General features: G+C 64.0%; 18 protein-coding genes. 12 read left to right on the forward strand and 6 right to left on the reverse strand.

Annotated features, from left to right (window positions below; all coding sequences use genetic code 11):
* Window positions 1-82 precede the first annotated feature (82 nt).
* The 5 genes from RJQ10_RS08405 to RJQ10_RS08425 are packed head-to-tail and all read left to right on the forward strand — an operon-like array spanning window position 83 to window position 6,410.
* Window positions 83-1,198 carry an efflux RND transporter periplasmic adaptor subunit gene (locus tag RJQ10_RS08405; protein WP_350145542.1) on the forward strand — a complete coding sequence of 372 codons (1,116 nt, stop codon included), beginning with the start codon at window positions 83-85 and terminating at the stop codon, window positions 1,196-1,198.
* 21 nt (window positions 1,199-1,219) lie between these two features.
* Complete coding sequence (locus tag RJQ10_RS08410; RefSeq protein ID WP_350145543.1) at window positions 1,220-4,396, forward strand: efflux RND transporter permease subunit; 3,177 nt, start codon at window positions 1,220-1,222, stop codon at window positions 4,394-4,396.
* Window positions 4,393-5,412 (forward strand): amidoligase family protein, encoded by a 1,020-nt coding sequence (locus tag RJQ10_RS08415; protein ID WP_350145545.1) that lies wholly within the window; start codon window positions 4,393-4,395, stop codon window positions 5,410-5,412. The genes RJQ10_RS08410 and RJQ10_RS08415 overlap by 4 nt, the downstream gene beginning before the upstream one ends.
* Window positions 5,409-6,095, forward strand: coding sequence for a gamma-glutamyl-gamma-aminobutyrate hydrolase family protein (locus tag RJQ10_RS08420; protein WP_350145546.1), 687 nt, complete (start codon window positions 5,409-5,411; stop codon window positions 6,093-6,095). Before RJQ10_RS08415 ends, RJQ10_RS08420 begins: the two co-directional genes overlap by 4 nt.
* A 36-nt stretch (window positions 6,096-6,131) precedes the next feature.
* A complete protein-coding gene (locus RJQ10_RS08425; protein ID WP_350145548.1) occupies window positions 6,132-6,410 on the forward strand; it encodes a DUF3144 domain-containing protein in 279 nt (92 codons plus the stop codon).
* Here RJQ10_RS08425 and RJQ10_RS08430 read toward each other — a convergent pair.
* The 5 genes from RJQ10_RS08430 to RJQ10_RS08450 form a co-directional block, all read right to left on the reverse strand.
* On the reverse strand, window positions 6,395-8,743 hold the full coding sequence (locus RJQ10_RS08430) for a putative bifunctional diguanylate cyclase/phosphodiesterase (RefSeq protein WP_350145550.1): 2,349 nt from the start codon (window positions 8,741-8,743) through the stop codon (window positions 6,395-6,397). The two genes, RJQ10_RS08425 and RJQ10_RS08430, sit on opposite strands and share 16 nt — an antisense overlap.
* 188 nt (window positions 8,744-8,931) lie before the next feature.
* The gene (locus RJQ10_RS08435) at window positions 8,932-9,609 is read right to left on the reverse strand and encodes a YrbL family protein (RefSeq protein WP_350145552.1); all 678 of its coding nucleotides are present in this window, start codon (window positions 9,607-9,609) and stop codon (window positions 8,932-8,934) included.
* Complete coding sequence (locus RJQ10_RS08440) at window positions 9,578-10,453, reverse strand: ELM1/GtrOC1 family putative glycosyltransferase (protein ID WP_350145554.1); 876 nt, start codon at window positions 10,451-10,453, stop codon at window positions 9,578-9,580. The genes RJQ10_RS08435 and RJQ10_RS08440 overlap by 32 nt, the downstream gene beginning before the upstream one ends.
* On the reverse strand, window positions 10,450-11,703 hold the full coding sequence (locus RJQ10_RS08445; protein ID WP_350145556.1) for an HD-GYP domain-containing protein: 1,254 nt from the start codon (window positions 11,701-11,703) through the stop codon (window positions 10,450-10,452). Before RJQ10_RS08445 ends, RJQ10_RS08440 begins: the two co-directional genes overlap by 4 nt.
* Window positions 11,704-11,832: 129 nt before the next feature.
* Window positions 11,833-12,090 carry a hypothetical protein gene (locus tag RJQ10_RS08450; protein ID WP_350145558.1) on the reverse strand — a complete coding sequence of 86 codons (258 nt, stop codon included), beginning with the start codon at window positions 12,088-12,090 and terminating at the stop codon, window positions 11,833-11,835.
* A 228-nt stretch (window positions 12,091-12,318) separates the two neighbouring features.
* Here RJQ10_RS08450 and RJQ10_RS08455 point away from each other — a divergent pair, with 228 nt between their 5' ends.
* The 6 genes from RJQ10_RS08455 to RJQ10_RS08480 all read left to right on the forward strand — a co-directional run bounded on the left by RJQ10_RS08455 (window position 12,319) and on the right by RJQ10_RS08480 (window position 17,906).
* Window positions 12,319-13,134 carry a Coq4 family protein gene (locus RJQ10_RS08455; protein ID WP_350145560.1) on the forward strand — a complete coding sequence of 272 codons (816 nt, stop codon included), beginning with the start codon at window positions 12,319-12,321 and terminating at the stop codon, window positions 13,132-13,134.
* A gap of 37 nt (window positions 13,135-13,171) precedes the next feature.
* On the forward strand, window positions 13,172-13,936 hold the full coding sequence (locus RJQ10_RS08460) for an SDR family NAD(P)-dependent oxidoreductase (RefSeq protein ID WP_350145562.1): 765 nt from the start codon (window positions 13,172-13,174) through the stop codon (window positions 13,934-13,936).
* A gap of 21 nt (window positions 13,937-13,957) precedes the next feature.
* A complete protein-coding gene (locus RJQ10_RS08465) occupies window positions 13,958-15,175 on the forward strand; it encodes a helix-turn-helix transcriptional regulator (RefSeq protein WP_350145564.1) in 1,218 nt (405 codons plus the stop codon).
* Between the two features lie 104 nt (window positions 15,176-15,279).
* Window positions 15,280-16,143 (forward strand): SDR family NAD(P)-dependent oxidoreductase, encoded by an 864-nt coding sequence (locus RJQ10_RS08470; protein WP_350145566.1) that lies wholly within the window; start codon window positions 15,280-15,282, stop codon window positions 16,141-16,143.
* 11 nt (window positions 16,144-16,154) lie between these two features.
* Entirely contained in the window at window positions 16,155-16,907 is a 753-nt protein-coding gene (locus RJQ10_RS08475) for a glucose 1-dehydrogenase (protein WP_350145568.1), read from the forward strand.
* A gap of 15 nt (window positions 16,908-16,922) precedes the next feature.
* A complete protein-coding gene (locus RJQ10_RS08480; protein ID WP_350145570.1) occupies window positions 16,923-17,906 on the forward strand; it encodes a quinone oxidoreductase family protein in 984 nt (327 codons plus the stop codon).
* Between the two features lie 33 nt (window positions 17,907-17,939).
* Here RJQ10_RS08480 and RJQ10_RS08485 read toward each other — a convergent pair whose 3' ends face one another.
* Window positions 17,940-18,881, reverse strand: a complete 942-nt coding sequence (locus tag RJQ10_RS08485; protein ID WP_350145572.1) for a zinc-dependent alcohol dehydrogenase — start codon at window positions 18,879-18,881, stop codon at window positions 17,940-17,942.
* A 176-nt stretch (window positions 18,882-19,057) separates the two neighbouring features.
* On the opposite strand from RJQ10_RS08485, the gene RJQ10_RS08490 reads away from it, so the two are divergent.
* Window positions 19,058-19,252, forward strand: a 195-nt coding sequence (locus RJQ10_RS08490) for an SDR family NAD(P)-dependent oxidoreductase (RefSeq protein WP_350145574.1), incomplete at its 3' end; no start/stop codon positions are given.

A 19,252-nucleotide genomic window follows, 5' to 3' on the forward strand; every position in this document is an offset into this window, starting at 1 on the left:
GCTCGCCGCGCCCGTACCAACCGTTTACAGGTGGATCGCTGCGTGGACAGCGATCATTGGCCTCAAGACGCAGGCAAACAGAATGGAGGATGCTTTCTTGCGACAGACCCCGTTGGTGTTCCCCGGGCAACCCGGATGGTATGTGGTGTTGGCATTGCTGCTGGTGCTGGCTCCCGCCCGAGCAGACAGCCCTGTGCCCGTGGTCGTCACCACGGCGCAGCAGGGGCCGATCCTGCGGGAACTGAACCTGCATGGAACCGTGACCGCGGAGCGCAATGCCAGGCTGTCGGTGGCCACGGAAGGGCTGGTAAGCGCCGTCAATGTCGATACCGGGGACCAGGTACAGGCCGGAGACCTGCTGTTGGAGCTGGATCCAGAGCTGGCACGGTTGCGCCGTGACGCTGCGCAGGCCAGCGCTGCACAGGCCCGTATCCGTCGTGATGATGCCCTGCGTCGCTTGCAGGAAGCCCGCGTCCTGTTGCCCCAGCGCAGTATCGCGGAGACTGCCGTGCGTGATCTTGCGGCCGCGCAGGAGGAAGCCGGGATGTTCGCGCAGCAGGCGCAGGCCGAGGCTGCACTGCAGGAGGCCCTGCTGGAGCGGCACAGCCTGCGAGCGCCCTTCGCCGGCGTCATCAGTACCCGGCTCACCGATCTGGGCGAGTGGCTGGCGCCAGGCCAGCCAGTTTTCGAGCTGGTGGGGCTGGACGGGGTGCGGCTGGACTTTGCCGTGCCTGAGGATCACCTGGAAAGTCTGCATCCTGGTGTCGAGGTAGACTTCGTCACCGGGGCGCAGCCCACTGCGCGACATCGCGGCAGGATCGAGAGCGTAGTGCCGGTGGCGGAACCCGGCGCGCGTACGTTCCTGTTGCGGGTGCAGCCGGACGGAGAAGCCGCCCGGTTCCTGCTGCCGGGCATGTCGGTGACCGCACTGTTACAGCTGGCGACCGGCCGGTCCGGGGTCACAGTGCCCCGCGACGCGATCCTGCGCCACCCCGATGGCAGGGTGGTGGTCTGGTCGGTTGACGAGGCCGCCGGGGGCAATGCGGTGGCTCTGGAAAACGTGGTCGAGACCGGCCTTGCCTTTGGTGGACGCATTGAGATCAGTGCTGGACTGGCTCCCGGCAGGCGGGTTGTGGTGCGTGGAAACGAGGCCCTGCGGCCCGGGCAGGCTCTATCCGTGACGGAGGCGGCCCCGTGATGGCGGCAGGAGGCAGCTATAGTGTTTGAGCAGGTCGTTCAGCGGGGCACCCTGGTCACGGTGATCGTGCTGATGTTGCTGGTGGTGGGCGGAATTGCCGCCCTGCGCATACCGGTGCAGATGATCCCCGATCTGGACGTGCGCGTGATCAGCGTACGCACGACCTGGCCCGGCGCCACGCCGCAGGATGTGGAGAAGGAGATTCTGGTCGAGCAGGAGGAGTACCTGCGCAACCTCCCCAGTCTTTCCCGCATCGTTGCAACAGCGCGCAGCGGCAGTGCCGAGATAGAGCTCGAATTTCCTTTTGGCACCGATATCACCGAGATGCTCATCCGGGTCAACAACGCCCTGAGCCAGGTACCGGCCTATCCCGAAAACGTGGATGAGCCGAGGATTTTTGCCAATTCCTTCTCCGCCAACTCCTTCATGTTTTTCAACATTTCCCCCCTGGCGGGTAATCCGCGCCAGGTTGAGATGGACCGGGTCCTGGATTTTGTCGAGGATTTTGTCAAACCCAGGGTGGCGCGCGTTACCGGGGTTTCCGAAGTCAGTGTTGGCGGCGGCGCCGAGCGCCAGATCCAGATCCTGGTTGATCCGGGGCGGCTGGCGCAACGGGGGCTAAGCCTCACCGATGTGCGGGAGGCGGTGCGCGGGCGCAATCGCGATCGCTCCGGTGGTGATATCGAGTCCGGCAAACGCGAATACCTGCTGCGCACCGTTGGCCGTTTCGAGGATCTGGCCGAGCTGGAGCAGTTGATCCTGGTACGGCGAGGCGATGCTGTTATCAGGCTGCAGGATGTGGCCGTCGTCCAGGCGGGCAGTTTCGAGAAACGCGACCTGTCTTTTTTCAATGGCGAGCCGAATATTTCCCTGTCCATCCGCCGTGAGACCGGGTCCAACGTTATCGATATCAAGCGGGAGATGCTGCGGGAACTGGACGCCATCAACGCGGAGCTGCTGGGACCCGCTGGACTGCAGATGCGCCTGACATCTGACGATGTTCGCTATGTGCAGGAATCCGTACGCAACGTCTGGCAGAACCTGATTCTCGGGGCGTTGTTTGCCACCCTGGTCATGTACCTTTTCCTGCGCTCCGGGCGGGCCACCGCTGTGGCGGTGATGGGCATCCCGCTCTGCATTACGGTCGCCTTTCTCGGCCTGCTGCTGGCGGGACGCACGATCAACGTGATTTCCCTGGCCGGTATCGCCTTTGCCATCGGTATGACGCTCGACAACAGCATCGTGGTGCTGGAGAGCATTGAGCTTGAGCGCCGCAGAGGCGCCTCGAGGCTGCGGGCCGCGGTGGACGGCGTGCGGCAAGTCTGGCCGGCGGTGTTCGCCTCCACAATGACCACTGTCCTCGTCTTCATCCCGGTGGCGCTTATCGAGGAGGAAGCAGGGCAGCTCTACTCCGATGTTGCGGTGGCCATTGCGGCGGCCATTCTGGCCTCTATGCTGGTGGCGGTGACCGTACTGCCAACCGCAGCCGCGCGACTCTCCCTGGGTCGCAGCGGTGCGGCCGAGGCGGGCGGGGAAGGAGGGCGCTGGCGGGCGTTGACCCTCGATTCGGTGACCTGGCTGCTGGCGAGCGCGCGCCGGCGCGTCGGCTGTATAGCGGTGGTGGCGGGGGCCAGCCTGTGGTGCATGCTCGCGCTGACGCCGCCGGCGGAATACCTGCCCGAGGGTGAGGAGCCCAAGGTGTTTGCGGTCATGAGCGCGCCGCCTGGCTACAACCTCGCGGCGATGGCGGAAATCGCCCGGGACGTCGGCGACCAGCTGTTGCCTTTCGTCGGAGCCGATCCCGAGGCATTCCGCAGCGGTGACTCCGCAGTGCCTGCTCTCTCCTACATCAATATGCGGGTGGCGCCGGACCAGATGCGAATTATCTCGGAACCGGTGAATCCGGCGGATATAGATGCTCTGATGGATGTGCTGACGGAGCGCTACCAGGAGTACCCGGGGATGCGTGCCTTTGCCGCGCGCGGATCCATCATCACCAGCAATGACGGGGGTACCCGCAGCGTAAATCTGGATATCTCTGGTGCCAGGCTGGAGGATATCTATGCGGTGGCACTGGCGGCCTACCGGCAGGCGGAGCAGGTCTTCGACAATCCGCGGATCCAGAGCCGACCTTCATCGCTGACCCTGGCTCAACCACTGGTGGAAGTTCGCCCGGACTGGGAGCGTGCCGCGGAGCTGGGGCTGGATGCCGACGCCATCGGTTTTACGGTAGCTGCACTGACGGATGGCAGCTATGTGGATGAATTATTCCTCGCAGATGACAAGATTGACATCTATCTTTACAGCGATGTCGGCCAGGGTGCGTCGCTGGACTCCATGGGACAGCTACCCATTTACACCCCGGCGGGTGCCGTGGTGCCCTTGAGTTCGCTGGCGCGGATTGTGGAGACCGTCGACACTGCCCAGGTCCGGCGGGTGGATGGCCGGCGCACAGTCACCCTGAATATCATCCCGCCGCGCAGCGTGCCTCTCGAGACCGGAGTTGCGGTGGTCCGGGAGCAGGTGATGCGCGAGCTGCAGCGCAGGGGGGAAGTGCCGGCCGGAGTGAGCATGACCATCTCCGGCGCGGCGGATCAGCTGGATGCCACCCGCGATGCCCTGGTCGGTAACTATCTGGTGGCGCTGGTCATCGTTTATCTGCTGATGGTGGCAATTTTCAGCCACTGGGGCTATCCGCTGCTGATCATGACGTCCATACCGCTGGGAATCGCCGGAGGCATCGCCGGCCTGTGGTTACTGAACGCAGTGGGTGCCTGGCTGCCGCTGCTGGGCATGGCGCGGATTGTGCAGCCATTCGACATGATTACCATGCTCGGCTTCCTGATCCTGATGGGCACGGTGGTCAACAACCCGATACTGATCGTGCATCGCGCGGTGGAGAACCTGTCGTTGCAGGGCATGGCGGCAGTGGAGGCGGTGCAGGAAGCGGTTGAGGCACGTCTGCGCCCCATCGCGATGTCCACGATCACCACCCTCTGCGGCCTGGCGCCCCTGGTCCTGATCCCCGGCGCAGGAACCGAGCTGTACCGGGGGGTGGGTGTCATTGTCATGTCTGGTATCCTTGGCGCGACGGTGGTCACCCTGACCCTGTTGCCGGCATTGACTGTTTTCGTCCTGCAATGGCAGCAGTACCGCACACGCAGCCATCTGGATGGGAAGATTCGAGAGACACCGTGAAAACAACGCTGAGTGACAACTATCGTGCCAGTCAGTGGCCGATGCCGCCGCAGACCCACACCGGGGACGGGCGTCCCCGGCGCCTGGGGGTGGAGCTGGAGTTCTCCGGTATTCCGCTGGACCGTATTGTCGAACTGATGCAGCGGCATCTCGGCGGCGAGGTGGAGACCGTGTCGCCCTATGAGTTGTTCCTGCGGGAAAGCCGGCTGGGAGATTTCGGCGTGGAGCTCGATTTCGCCTGGCTCAAGCGCCGTGGCCGCGAGCGTGCCGGTGGCGACACGCCCGACGAGATCGGCCAGATCGGCGAGAGTGTGCTGAAGCTGGCGGCGGAACAGCTGGTGCCCTTTGAGATCGTCAGTCCGCCAATTCCATTGGCGCAGCTCTGGCATCTGGGAGACTTGTTCCAGGAATTGCGCCAGGCCGGGGCCCAGGGCACCAGCAGCGCCCCCCACTATGCTTACGGCCTGCACCTGAATCCGGAAATGCCGGATCTGGAAGCCGCCACGATCCTGGCCTACCTGCGCGCTTTCGTCTGCCTGTTCGACTGGTTGCGGGAGCGCAGCAAGGTGAACCTCAGTCGCAGAATTACTCCGTACATCGATCCCTTCGAGAAATCCTATGTCAAATTGCTGCTGCGGGAGGACTATGCGCCTGACCAGTCGCAGCTGATCGACGATTACCTGCGGCACAACCCCACCCGCAACCGGGCGCTGGACATGTTGCCGCTGTTTGCACACCTGGCCGAAGAGCGGGTGCGCAGTGTGGTGGATGACCCCCGGATCAAACCGCGGCCCACCCTGCATTACCGGTTGCCGAATTGCGAGATCGACGATCCCAACTGGTCCCTGGTGCAGCCCTGGCGCGACTGGCTGCAGGTCGAGGCGCTCGCCTGTGACAGCTCGCGGTTGCAGCTTGTCGCGGAACACTATCGCAAGCATTTGTCGGGTCTGGCCGGCGGCCTGTTTGGCGACTGGGCGACAGTCAGCGCCGGGTTTCTGCTGCCTGAACTGGCGTGACAGGGCCGCTGATCGGTGTCACCGGCAGCGACCGTGGACTGCCCCTCGCCTGGTGGTTCACGCGCTGGGCGCTGTGGCGTTCGGGGGCCAGGGCAGTTTACCTGACGCACTCCAATTCCATACAGCTGGAAACACTTGACGGCATCGTGATCAGTGGCGGCGATGACATCGACCGCGGGCTTTACCTGGCCGAACACGATGCGCCGGGGCCGGCCGATCCCGAGCGGGATCGTTTCGAGATTCGGGTGCTTGAGCACCTGATGGGCAGCCGCCTGCCGGTGCTGGGTATCTGCCGTGGTGCTCAGCTGATGAACGTGGTGCGCGGTGGTACCCTCTATCCCGACTTGCGCAGCTTGCGTCGGAAGACCTCGAATCGTCGTACGCCTCTGGCACGCAAGACATTATTGGTGGAACCGGGTTCCGGACTGGAAGGCATGCTGGGGGAGAGCCGCCTGCGGATAAACAGTCTCCATCAACAGGCCATCAAGGACCTTGGCGAGGGGCTGGTGATCAGCGGGCGCGATCTGGATGGCTTTGTCCAGGCGGTGGAACACCCCGGCGAGCCGTTTCTGTACGGCGTCCAGTGGCATCCCGAGTACCTGCCTCTGCACGCGTCCCAGCGGGAACTGTTCAGGACCCTGGTGCGCGCTGCCGCGGGCGATGAACCGCGCGCCCTGCGGTGATAGACTAGGCGTTTTTAGCCTGGGAGAACCAATGTCATGAGCATTTCTGAAGCTGAGAGCCACCTGCAGTGCATGGAACGTTTTATCGAGCTGGCCAATACCATGAAAAATGACGGCGTGCCAACGCGCGTCGTATCGGCGGCACTGATGACTGCATCCGGGGTCTACGCCACCTATTCCGTTGTCGGCAATTCAGGTGGGCTCAATCCCTCCGGCGTGGAGAAAGTCACCGCGGCATACAAGCAGAATCTCGAGAACATCCAGCGCGCCAAGCGTGAGCAGGCAGACGCCGCCGCGTCTCAGTCCAATCCCTGAGTGGCGTCAGGGAGCGGCGCCTCAGCGCGTATCTCCCTGATCTGCTGCATGAAATAGCCAGGTACCAGCATGGGCCTTAACTCGCCAGCGGTAACCGGGCGGCTAAACAGATAACCCTGTATGACGTCGGCTCCGTGGCGGGTCAGGAACTGGAACTGCTCGCTGGTTTCCACTCCTTCCGCCACCAGCTCCAGTTGCATGGACTGTCCCATGGCGATGATGGCCCGCACCAGGCTGGCATCATTGGCGCTCTTGTCGAAATCGATCACGAAGCTGCGATCTATCTTGAGCTCGTTGAGCGGGAACCGGCTCAGGTAACTGAGAGATGAGTAGCCGGTGCCGAAGTCGTCGATGGAGAGCCGCAGCCCCAGGGCCTTGAGCTCATTCAGGGCCTTCACCGTGCTGTGACTGTCTTCCATCAGGATGCTCTCGGTGAGCTCCAGCTCCAGCGAAGAGGGGGGTAGTCCGCTGGCCTCCAGGATTTCTTTCACGGTCGGGCAAAAATTCTTGTTGAACTGCAGCGCCGATACGTTGACCGAAATTTTCGGCAGCTCCAGCCCCTCCTTGCGCAGTTCAACCAGTTCGCGGCAGGCCTCGCGTATACCCCAGGTGCCCATTTCCCCGATAAGCCCGATCTCTTCTGCCACCGGAATGAACCGAAACGGCGGAATCATCCCCTGTTCCGGGTGATTCCAGCGCAGCAGCGCCTCCGCGCCGATCACCGTGCCGGTACGCGTATCAACCTGAGGCTGGTAGTGGAACAACAGTTCGTTCCTCTCCAGGGCCCTGCGCAGATCCGTCTCCAGCATCAGCCTTTCCACGCCCGCGGCGTCCATGTCGCTGCTGTAGAAGAGGAAGGTGTTCTTGCCCCGGGCCTTGGCGTGGAACATCGCCGTATCCGCCGCTTTCAGCAGGCCCTCCAGGTCATTGGCATCGTCCGGTGCCATGGCGATACCGATGCTGGGCGTTATCACCAGCTCGTGGCCGTCGATTTCCATCGGTTGCAGCAGTGCGTCCAGCAGGCGCTGGGCAACAGAACGGACCGCATCAGCGCTCTCGACCTGGTTGAGTACCACGGTGAACTCATCGCCGCCCAATCGCGAGACATCAATGCGCGAGTCCGAGTCGACAAAGTGGGCGACTACGTCACTGTCGCGGACGCAGCTGGCGAGGCGCTTGGCGACCTCCCGCAGCAGCATGTCGCCCGCGCTGTGCCCAAGTGAATCGTTCACGCGCTTGAAGTTGTCAAGGTCGAGGAACAACAGGGCCAGTCGCTCTTTGTTGCGTTTGGTGAGGCGCAGGAGCAGGTCCAGCTGTTCGGTGAACAGACGGCGGTTAGGCAGGGAGGTCAGGCTGTCGAAATAGGCCATCTGGCGCAGGCGATCCTTGGTTTCGGTAACCTCCTGGACCGCCTGGTTGAGCTCTTCGTTGCGTTGCGATAACTGCGCCGTGCGCTCTTCCACCTTCATGCTCAGCAGCTGGTGGTCGACGCCGATCCGGGTCTTGTAAGTGTTCAGGCCACCGATGATTGCGTTGAGGACTTTGGCGATTTCCTTTACCTCGCCTTCGCCGTCTATGGTCAGCGGCTTGTCGACATTGCCTCCGGCTATATCGTCGGCCATGCGGGCCAGATGGGCCAGCGGTGCCGTGAGGCGCCGGGTATAGCGACTGATCAGCCAGCTTGCGGCGACGATAATCAGCAGGGCAATCCCCGCCATGGTACCCAGCAGGGGCAGTAGCAGCAGTAGCAGCATGCTGCGGCTGATCCCGAAGTGCAGGTAGGCAACGACGAACCGGCTGCTTTGGGGCACAGCCAGGGCCTGGCCAAAATCGTCCCGGGTCAGGTCGTAGCGGGTGGGATTGACAGGCGAAAACACGGGCAGGGTGAGGTCGATCAGCTTTTCCCCGCCGGTGAGACTTGCCAGCACCGCACTGGACGCCGGGCTGCGACTGGCGCTGTGGGAAGTCAGGTTTCTGTCCAGGTTGGCTGTTTTCGCATCGCGGATAGCATTGAAGCCGGGAACGTCTTCCATCGCCCCCGGGAACTGTTCCTGCGCTGCCAGTAAACTGCCCTCCGGGCTGTGCAGGCGGGCGAAGCTGATGGCAGGGGAGAGCTCGAGCAGGCGTTCAAGAGTGGCGTTCAGCTGCCAGGAGTCCTGCAGGTAGATATCGACCGGCAGGTGTATCTCGGTCGCGACCCCATTGGCTGCAGTCTGCAGCAGGACGTCCCGGCGCAGGCTGAATTCACGCACTCCCAGTCCGGCAAGGACAAGCACAGCAATGACCACTGCGCTGCAGAGCACAAGCAGATTGATTCTGCCAGCTACGGTCATGCGTCCGGTCCTCGCCGGGCATTAGCGGATCGGGTCGTCTGCCCCGGTCGTGCACCCCATGGGATTTCGGGAGACCCGCTCGCGGTTCCGATTGGTCCCATGATCTTCATCCAGCGCCCTGTGAATTCCTAGCACGAAAGGTACGTTATTTAGCGGGGTGGCGGCAATGGCCAACAGGCCCAAGCGCACTATTTTCCCGCGCCCGCCGCAATCAGTTCGGCCAGATAGCGGAGTTTCCTCCCTGCCCGGTGCCTGGCCCAGGGTGCAAACCAGTCGCCGAGGGGCAGCAATTCCGCCCAGCCTAGGCTATCCACAACCACGATACGGTGCGGTTTTCCAGCCCTTTGCTGCACCACGATATTGTGCAGCAGGAGGCGGCGGGAGGGCATTCCCAGCGCCCGCCACTGGTGGGAAAAGGTGGTCAGCGCGGCCCGCAGTCGCACGTCAGCACCCTTGCGAGCCAGATACGCCTGGAGTGTCCCGGAGATTTTGCCATCGTCGTCCCGCACAAGTTCGCTGCGAAGACCGGGCCCCAGGTTGGTCGGTACCAGCCTGTCAATTCTCGGCACCAGCTGGTAGGCGGCTGGTCCGACCCGTCGTTCCAGTCGCCGGTAGACCCGAATCTCCTGCAGATTGTCGTCGAAAAACCGCAGGGGTTTAAACCGTTTCAGCCAGGGGCTTTGCCGGCGCTTGCTGGCCGGGGTGCGGTCCGGGCGCAGGATCTTGATGCACCAGGCGGGGTCCCGGGGATCGACAAAGCAGAGACGGCTGTCACCTCCTGCGAAAGCATTGCCGACGTCTCCCAGCTGCCGCTCTGTCTCGGCCCGGGTAGTGTCAGTTGAGCCAGTGGCTGATTGTCTGTGCAATGCGTGTCGCCTCCTGCAATGGCGGCTGCGGGAGCGGCATTTTGCCCAGTGTCTCCAGGTCCTGCAGCCGCAGCAGCTGGCCCCTTTCAAGCAGGCGTTGAACGCCTTTGCTGACGCGGCCGTGCCGCCGCAACGGTACCGACAGAATGCCGACTGCGGCGCCACAGCTCAAGCTCTCATATACCATTGAGGCGCTGTCCTCGGAGACCCAGATTACCCCGCAGTGCGCATATTGTCGCAGCAGCCAATCGGGGTTGGTCTCCTCCAGTGCAACGACCTGCAGCCCTGGATTGGCCAGCTGGCGCACCCGGCGGCTAAAGCTGGCGGGCGTGCGGGGCGAGGTTGTCAGGGTCCACATCAGTTCGGGCAGGGCGGCCTGCAGCCGTTGCATTTGCGCTGCCAGATCGGTATCACTCCACCGGTAGTGCCGGGATGGCCCTCCCACCAGTCTCAGGCCCTTGTTCCGGTCCGGTGCGCTGGCGGGCTTAACCGGGTTCAGAGGGCCTGCACTCAGCAGCACTTTATCTGAAGCCCCGATCCCGTCGTGTTCGGGTATTACGCTCAAATCGAACAGAGTCCGTGGCAGGCCCGGGTCCATCAGTGCCACGAGCTTGCCGCCGTAGTGCCATCGATAACGCAGGCCACGCCAATGGCTCTCGCGCCCGGCGGTCAGGATCAGATCGGGGGCAGGGAGCAGCGCCGCCGATTCTCCCCGGCCAATTCGGCAGATCCGTACGTGGCGCAGTGCTTGCAAAGCCGCGGCGAGACCAGCCAGCTGGCGTCGATGCCCCGGTCTGTCATCCTCCACACACCAGATGACCAGCGCGTCACGAACAGTTGTCACGCCCCTGTCATGCCTGACAGCGTGGCAACGTTTTGCAGGTCAATGCCGTAGGCCCCTGGCTCCAGGCTGCGCAGGATATTCACCAGGGGTTCAGCGGTCGCGTCGTCCTGCGCCTGCAGGTCTCTCAGCGTTGGCGAAGGCAGCAGATGCTTGTCAGAGTCCATCAAAATCATCACCTTGGGGCGCAGGCGTCGAGTTCGATATTCCGCCACCACGATACCGACTTCCCCGGTGCTGAGCTCAACCAGGGTGCCGGCCGGGTACACGCCGATCGCCCGGATAAACGCCTCGACCAGCTCAGTCTGGAAATCCAGGCCGCGCGCTTCATACAGTACCCGGATGGCATTGGATGGTGATATGGCCGCGGCGTACTCTCTGTCACTGGTGAGAGCGCCATAGGTGTCAACGATCGCGGCGATACGGGCCACCGCGGGAATCCTTTCGCCCCTGATCCCCAGCGGGTAGCCCGAGCCGTTGTGGCGCTCGTGGTGGTGGGCGACCATGTTGATGATGTCGGGGTTGATGATGCCGCTCTCTTCAATGATTTGCAGGCCATAGGTGACATGCTCCTGCATGTAAGCCGATTCCCGGGCAGTCAGCGAGCGCTTTGCCTGCAGCAGTTCCGGCTCCACCCGCAACTTGCCCACATCCATCAGCATGCCTCCCATGGCGAGAGAGCGCAGATCCTGCCGCGACATGCCCACTTCCCGGCCCAGCGCGACCGCCCAGATGGCGGAGCTGAGGGCATGTTCATAGCTGTACTGGTCGTGGTGCTTGAGCCGCGCTACCCACAGGCAGGCATCGGGATTGCGGCTGATGCTCCCGATCAGCGGTTCCACCGATTTGCGCAGGTTGATGACATTGATCTTGCCACCGCGGCCCACGTCCTCAAAAATCTCACAGAGGTCATTGATCAGCAGGTCCAGCGCCGCCTCCGCACGGGGGCGTTCCTCCTGGAAAGCCGCCTGGTCGCCATAGCCAAGAAGGTCGCGATCGTGAAAGATCTGGGCTAGCGGAATCCGCTTTTGCGAAAGCCTGGCCGTGCGCTGCACTTTCTCCAGGGGCTGCCGGCTTTGCCGGGTATCGATGAATACGTGCTCACAGTATTCCAGCAGCCGTTCGATCTGGGCCCGGTGCTCGATCCTGAATCCCTGAATCACGAAAGGTGTTTCCAGCCACGGCCGATCAAGGGCGCTGACAAACATGCCCACTTCCAGATCAGCTGTGGCTATTTTGACCGTCTCCAGCATGTCGCGTCACCACTCCGGACAGCAGTCCGCAAACAGTTTTAAGCTTAGGGTAGCGCCGGGAGACGGGTTTGTAGCGGCTTTTCTGTGGAAATCTCTTGAAAATCGAGAATGTTTGACAGATTTCCGGGTCTAGCGCAGCCGATTGCGCCAGTGGCGGCACTTCAGGTCGGCAAACTGATCCTTGTACACCTGCCGCTGACGCTTCCACTGGTCCATCTTTTGCGCTGAACCGCCGCCTTTGCGGCGGGCGTCGAGGCGTTCGATTTTCTGTTGGAGCTGGCGGCAGGTCTCCAGGCTGGCGTCTGCCTCCTGGGCGACGCTGCCGCTGGCAGCCGCCGCCAGGCTGACGGTAACCAGAGCTATCGCTGGTGTCTGTTTGGTAAACATCAACTGGTCCTCCCTGACCTGTTTGCGGTGAGTGCATTTTAGCTGCTGTAGTGGCCGCCGCCGTCCCTCTGAGCGGAGAGGATCGAAAATGTGCGCCCTGATGTGGCAGCAAGCAGGGCTCCCGGCATCGCAAAAAAGTCTCCCCGGCGCTTTCCGGGTGACATCGAGTGACGGCATTGGCGGAATTTGGGTATAGTGCTTCGCGGTGTCAATGAATGAGGGTTGCCCATGCCTGCTGGTTCTCCCAGGCCTCGCATCACGGCGGCGGTCGGCCGGCTGTGGCAGCATCGGGTTCGACCGTTGCAGGCCCTGTTTGCGGTGCGTCGCCTTATCGCGGACCCGGGTGCAACCGGTGAAGTATTCAGGGTGATAGAGGCGCTCAAGGGCGACAGTATCACGCGCGCGGTAAAGCGCATGCAGGCAAGCGGCTCGGGGCGCCTCCTGCTGGCGGCAAAGCCCGAGATCAATCAGCGTCTAGGCGATCGCCGTGCCTTGCGCGACCTGCCTGAAGGCAGCGTTGGTTGCGCCTATCTGGCGCTGATGGAGAGCCAGGGGATTTCTGTGGAAGGGCTGGTCGCCGCCAGTCAGGAGGTCGCGCGCGGTGTTGGGTTCAGTGAGGATGAGCAGTGGCTGGCGAATCGGCTGCGGGATATCCACGATCTCCAGCATGTCTTGACGGGCTATGGTCCCGACCCTCTCGGCGAACTTTGCCTGCTGTCTTTCATGACCACCCAGACCTGGAATCGGGGCATCTCCTTTATCGTGTTCATGGGGCGGCGCAGCTATCGCAGGGAGGCGCCCGCGATTGCCGTGGACGACCTGGTGGCTGAGGGGGCGGCGCTGGCGACTGGATGCCAGTGGCTGCCGGCGGTGCCGCTGGAGGATTTTCTCGCCGAGCCGCTGGAGGAAGCCCGGCGACAGCTGGGTATTGTGCCCCCCGCGGGGTACCAGCGGGCGCGGAACCTGCAGTGTATGCACTTGAACGGAGCACAAGTTCTCGCCGGCGGTGCCGTCGCGAGTCCCGCTCAGCCTGCGCACAGATAGACGCACATCCTGCTTACCGGACTTTGGAGTTATTGACATGCAGCAAGCGTATTCTCCCACCAGTGGGGTAGTGGTAACCGGCGCCGCCTCGGGCATCGGCGGTGCCTGTGCAGATCTTCTCGCCAGCAGGGGGCGGGCGGTGGCGCTGTGGGACCTTGACGAGGCCGCGGCCCGCCGGCGAGCGGATCAACTCGCAGCCGAATTCGGGATTGCCGCAATCGGCCTCCGGGTAGACGTTTCCGATCCGGCGGCGATTCGCGCGGCTGCAGACGCCAGCCGGGAGGCCATTGGCACTATCGGCGGGCTGGTGCATGCCGCGGGTATGGTGCTGGAAATGCCGGTTGCCGATACCGCGGTGGAGGCCTGGGACCGGCTCATGAACGTCAATCTCAGGGCCCTGCTGCTGGCGACCCAGGCGCTGTTGCCCGATCTGGAGCAGACCGGGCACGGCGCTGTGGTCGGCATCGGTTCCATCAATGCCACCCTGGGCAACGGCCTCATTCCGGCCTACAGCGCCTCCAAGGGCGGGATGATTTCCCTGGTCCGCTCGCTGGCGGATGACCTGGGTCCGCGGGGTATCCGGATCAATGTGGTATCCCCGGGGCAGATCCGCACACCCATGTTGCAACCGGCAGTGGCGGCCCTGCCCGAGGGCACCTTCGAGCGGCGCATCCTGCTGGGGCGACTGGGAGAGCCGGGCGAGGTGGCGAGCGCGGTGGCGTTCCTGCTCTCGGCGGAAGCGAGCTACATCACGGCTGCGGAACTTGTTGTGGATGGCGGCAATATCTCGTCCCAGCGCTGAGGCTCCGATGGCGGTTACCCGGTGCGGCGAGCAGAGACGTCGGGGTTCCGGCTGGCGCAGCGGGTTTTCGACCTGATGCCGCAGGCAGGGAATGAGGTGGATCTGGCGCAGTTCAACCACCTGGTGGTTGCGCTGTACAATGGCCCGCGGGAGAGCTCGCCCTGGCAGGCGTTCCTGCAACTGCTGCAACTACTGCTGCAGGCCCGGCTGACGGTGATTACCCTGAGCCGCCCGCGGCCCAATCACGCCGGGCTCAGTTTTATCGGTGGCATGCACTTTGACCAGTCCAGCCGCCTGCGCTACGCCAATGACTTCTCCGATCTGGACCCTTTTGTGGGCTTGCCCGACGGCCAGGCTGTCACCCTTGACGACATGGTTTCACCGGAAGAGTTGCGCCAGTCCCTGTTCTACCAGCGGAACCTTGCCCCCCTCGACAGTGCACAGGTGCTGGGAGTGGATATCTATCGTGGCGCGGCAGTCGGCATGAGCCTGCGCGCCACCCGGGCAGAGGGTGATCCGCGCTTTGCCCTTGGGGAGAAGAGAATCTTCAATCTCCTGAGTCCGCACCTGCGGCAAGTGCTGGACTGGCTGGATCGCGACCGTCATCGGGAGTGGGAGCGCAGCCTCTACGACAGCATGGCGCATCGCCTGGATGTTGGCATCATTCTCCTCGACCGTGACCTGCACATCGTGCATTGCAATCCGGTTGGCCGCCACCTGCTCGACACCGCGGAGGGCCTGCTGGAGGGGCGGGGGCGGCTGGTGGCCAGGGAGGCAGGCGCCAACCGCCAGTTGCAGCGTGCCTTGCAGTCCTGTCGCGACACCGGCAGTGCAAGGCCGGCGTTGACCGAGGCGCAGTCGCTGCCGCGCCCGGGCAGTGAGGGCAGTTGGTATCTGGTGATCAAGCCGCTGGCAGCTGTCGGCACCGTACCCTCCCCGGAGCGGCTACAACTGGACGATGATTCGGCGCCCTGTGTGGCGGTGTATATCAGCATTCCGGAAGTCCTGACCCCGGCCCGGCAGGGACTTCTGCAGCAGCTGTTCGGTTTCACCAGCAGCGAGGCACGCCTCACCATTGCCCTGGCCAACGGTCTCAGTCTCGAACAGATTGCGGAGGACTTTTGCGTTAGTCGCAATACTGTTCGCACCCATCTGCGCGGCGCTTTCCAGAAAGCCGGCGTCCGGCAGCAGTCCACCCTGGTCAGTCTGGTGTTGCGGACGATCGCCGGTCTGGACTGAATGCCGCGGCCGGTCGCGGGCAATGTCCCGGTATCTCATGCATATGGAGTATGCCGGGCCAGCACCGGGGAGCTATTCTTTGTGCTTGAAGGGAGGATGCGTGGATGACACAGGCAGGCAAGCTGGCGGGAGCTACCGCCCTGATTACCGGCGGCAGCGGCGCCATAGGGGAGGCCTGCGCCCTGGCGCTGCTCAGCGATGGCGCAGCCGTCGTACTTACAGGGCGACGCAATGACAAGCTGGACGCCTCCAGGGCCCGGCTGCTAGAGGCCGTGCCGGCAGGCACTGTGGCGACATTCCCGGGTGATGCCCTCGATCGGCAGCACGTAGAGCAGGTCGTCGCTTTCGCTTTCGAGCTCCGCGGGCGGCTGGATATTGTGGTGCCTACCGTGGGCGGCGGTGCCTTCAAGCCACTGCTGATGCAGGACCTCGAGGGCTTGCGCGCAGAGCTGGACCTGAATATCGGCTCGGCCTTCCTCGCGGTGCGCTACGCGGTACCGCATATGACGTCCGGCGGCGCTATCGTCTGTATCTCCTCGACTGCCGCCACTATGCCGTTTCCCTGGCTGTCCGGCTATTGCGCCAGCAAGGCCGGCCTGGAAGCCTTTATCCGCTCTGCCGCCGACGAGCTCGCCTCGGCCGGAATCCGCCTCAACGCCGTGCGCCCCGGTCTGACCCGAAGCGAGGCTACTGCCGGCATGTTCGCCAGTGATGCAGTGATCGATGCCTTCTGCGCGCAGATCCCCCTGGGCCGCACCGGGGAGGCCGGCGATATCGCCGCCGGGGTGCGCTATCTCGCCGGGCCCGAGTCTTCCTGGGTCACCGGCCAGTGCTTCAATATCGACGGTGGCCAGTGCCTGCGCCGGCACCCGGATATGACGGATTCGGTGGCGCAGTACTTTGGCGAGGATGCACTGGCGGCGGTGATGTCGGGCAAGCCGGCGCCCGCAACAAACAACGATGGTTGAGGAGGACGACGATGCAAAAGCTCAGTGACAAGGTGGCCCTGGTGACCGGCGCAGGCGGCGGAATCGGTCGCGCCGTTGCCTGTGCGCTGGCTGCCGAGGGTGCCAGGGTAGTGGTCGCCGATATTGTTGATGCCGGGCGGGAGACGGTGGCACTTATCGAAGCCGCGGGGGGCAGCGCTGTGTTCGTCCGCACGGATGTACAGAGCAGCGCCGACACCGCCGCCATGGTGCAAGAGGCGGTCACCCGCTATGGCCGTCTCGACATCGCCGTCAACAACGCCGGCATTGATCCCGAGGTGGCACCGGAGGCGGAGTGGGACGAAGCGGCCATGGCACGTGTCCTGGGGGTGAATGTGCAGGGTGTATTCCTCTGCCTGAAGCATGAAATTGCGCGGATGCTGGCCCAGGGTGGTGGCGCGATCGTCAACCTGGCCTCCGCGGCGGGCGTGGTCGGTGTCGCCAACAAGCCCGCCTACACCGCCAGCAAGCATGCGGTGGTGGGTCTGACCAAAGCCGCGGCCCTGCAGTACGCCAGTCGCGGTATTCGCATCAATGCGGTCTGCCCGGGCGCGGTGGACACACAGATGCTGCAGGAGAACCTGGGTGGCGGCGTCGACAAATCGCTGGTTGGCGCCAATCACCCCATTGGCCGACTTGCTTCTGCGGAAGATATTGCCAGGGCAGTACTCTGGCTGTGTTCAGAGGACGCCGGCTATGTGCTTGGCCACGCCCTCGTTGTGGATGGTGGGCTGACGGTCCAGTAGGTGGGAGAGAATGCCATGTATGCAATGATTATCGAGGCTACGGGCGGTCCCGAAGTTCTCAGGTACGCCGAGATCGAAACGCCTGTACCGCAGCCGGGCGAAGTGCTGATCAAAGTCGCCTACGCCGGAGTCAACCCGGCGGACTGGAAAAACCGCCAGGGCTTGCTGGCTGAGTTTCGGCCCTATGCATTTCCCTACATTATCGGCTTTGATGCCGCCGGCGTGGTCGCTGCCCTGGGCGAGGGCGTCACCGGCTTCGCCGTTGGCGACCGGGTGTTTACGCCGACCAATCACGGCCAGGGTGGCCAGGGCAGCTATGCCGAATACGTGCTTGCCAGTGTGGACAGGGTTGCATCTATCCCGGCGGGGCTGGGATTCGCCGAGGCGGCGGCGTTACCGGTCGCGGCACTGACCGCCTGGCAGGGCCTGTTTGATCGCGGTGGGCTGACAGCAGGGCAAGCGGCCTTGATTCACGGCGGCGCCGGTGGTCTGGGCAGCTTTGCGGTGCAGTTTGCGCGCTGGGCCGGGGCCCGGGTGGCGGCAACCTGCTCTACCGCAAATGTTGACTATCTGAAGTCACTGGGTGTGGAACGTGTTATCGACTACCGTCGGGAGGACATTGCCACTGCGGTGCAGGACTGGGCCTCCGGTGGCCTGGACTACCTGATGGACGCGGTCGGGGTGAGTACCCTGCCCGATGGCCTTGACCTGGTGCGCGTGGGCGGGACGTTCGTCAGCATACCGACCCTGACCGATGACGGCGATATTCCCGCCGCCGCGGCTGCCGGGGCCGGCAAGGGCGTGAAGCGGGTATTTTCGACCATGGATGACGTTGCATGCAGCGCGACCCTGGGCAAGATCGCTGCGCTGCTGGTCAGCGGTGACATCGTCCTGCCGCCCTTGCGCGAGTTCGCGCTGCGGGATGCGGCCGAGGCTCACCGGATCATTCAGCAGGGTCACAACCGCGGCAAGACGGTGCTGAAGGTCGCCGACCTCTGACTGATGCGCGCAGCCAGGCCCGATACGCCCCACTCAGGGGTTGAACGCGACCTTGATCGCTCCCTGTTTGCGGTCGGCGGCGATGGCGAAGGCTTCCGCCGCGGCCTCCAGCGGCAGGCGGTGGGTAATCAGGGTGGGCGCGATCAGCGGGTTCCGGGCGAGGACGGCGGCGGCAATTTCCACGTCCCGCACCAGGCCCTGGCGGGCCTGCGCCATGGAGGCCACCGTGCGCAGCTCCTTCATTGTCATTTGCATGGCGGGCATGGTCAGGCCACCCCAGTAGGAGGCCAGCATAAGGATTGTGGCACCCGGGCGGCACAGGTCCGCGGCCTGGGCCATGGCGGCGTCCGTTCCGGCGCAGTCGATGACCAGGTCGTAGTCGTCGGTATCGCCGCCCAGGGTTGCGCCGAGAATCTCCCCGGCGCGCTTCTGGGCGTCGTGGCGTGCGAACAGGTGCACCCTCGCGGTCGCCTGGCGGGCGATCGCCACCGCGCACTGGCCGATGCTGCCCCCGCCTATGATCGCGACCTTGTGTCGTTCACTGATGCCTGCCAAAGCGATCCCGCGCACGGCGACGGACAGCGGCTCCACCAGGCAGGCATCCTCGCTGCGGATTCCGCCCGGCAGGCGTACCAGGCACTTCTCGGGCACGATCAGCTCCTCGGCCATGCCGCCATCGCGCCCGACGCCGATGATGGCGTCCGAGCCGCGCACGCAGAGATTGTAGTCGCCGCGTACGCAGCGCTCACAGTGCCCGCAGTACACCATCGGTTCGATGGCGACGGCGGTGCCGTCCAGGGTGACACCGGCGATTTCATGCCCCAGGGTGACAGGTATCGGCCAGCCCTCCTGCCAGAAGTGCAGGTCGCTGCCGCAGATACCGGCCGAGGCGACTTTTACCCGCACGCCCTCACCGCTGGGGGCGGGGACATCGTGGACATGGATCTCGTGGTTGTGGCAGCGGACGGCTTTCATTGTGTTCTTCCGGTGGCAGGTTGGGAAAACTGTTCGCCGCAGTGTGTTCCCAATGCCAGCCGGGGACAAGAGAGAGCGGGCTGCGGGCCCGTATCCTTGGACCTGTGTCTGGAGAACACGTTAACCGGGATGATTTTGTGAACCATAAGCAGGGGGTATCCGGAATGGATCAGGACATGGCGGTTTTCAGGGGCGGCGTCGCCGTGATCACGGGCGCAGGCTCGGGAATAGGGGCGGGGCTTGCCCGGCTCGCGGCGCGGCAGGGCATGCGGGTGGTGTTGGCGGATGTGGCGCAGGATGGCGCCGAGCTGGTCGCCGACCAGATCCGCGCCGGGGGCGCCGAGGCGCTCGCGGTGGACACCGGTGTCTGC

Origin of the sequence: Haliea sp., from assembly GCF_040222615.1 — a bacterium.
Lineage (GTDB): Bacteria > Pseudomonadota > Gammaproteobacteria > Pseudomonadales > Halieaceae > Haliea.

Excerpts from the sequence above, each read along its gene's own strand:
- RJQ10_RS08405 (WP_350145542.1), top strand. The coding sequence starts at position 83 with ATGGAGGATGCTTTCTTGCGACAGACCCCGTTGGTGTTCCCCGGGCAA.
- RJQ10_RS08460 (WP_350145562.1), top strand. The coding sequence starts at position 13,172 with ATGCAGCAAGCGTATTCTCCCACCAGTGGGGTAGTGGTAACCGGCGCC.
- RJQ10_RS08455 (WP_350145560.1), top strand. The coding sequence starts at position 12,319 with ATGCCTGCTGGTTCTCCCAGGCCTCGCATCACGGCGGCGGTCGGCCGG.
- RJQ10_RS08485 (WP_350145572.1), bottom strand. The coding sequence starts at position 18,881 with ATGAAAGCCGTCCGCTGCCACAACCACGAGATCCATGTCCACGATGTC.
- RJQ10_RS08430 (WP_350145550.1), bottom strand. The coding sequence starts at position 8,743 with ATGACCGTAGCTGGCAGAATCAATCTGCTTGTGCTCTGCAGCGCAGTG.
- RJQ10_RS08475 (WP_350145568.1), top strand. The coding sequence starts at position 16,155 with ATGCAAAAGCTCAGTGACAAGGTGGCCCTGGTGACCGGCGCAGGCGGC.
- RJQ10_RS08480 (WP_350145570.1), top strand. The coding sequence starts at position 16,923 with ATGTATGCAATGATTATCGAGGCTACGGGCGGTCCCGAAGTTCTCAGG.
- RJQ10_RS08470 (WP_350145566.1), top strand. The coding sequence starts at position 15,280 with ATGACACAGGCAGGCAAGCTGGCGGGAGCTACCGCCCTGATTACCGGC.
- RJQ10_RS08450 (WP_350145558.1), bottom strand. The coding sequence starts at position 12,090 with ATGTTTACCAAACAGACACCAGCGATAGCTCTGGTTACCGTCAGCCTG.
- RJQ10_RS08425 (WP_350145548.1), top strand. The coding sequence starts at position 6,132 with ATGAGCATTTCTGAAGCTGAGAGCCACCTGCAGTGCATGGAACGTTTT.
- RJQ10_RS08445 (WP_350145556.1), bottom strand. The coding sequence starts at position 11,703 with ATGCTGGAGACGGTCAAAATAGCCACAGCTGATCTGGAAGTGGGCATG.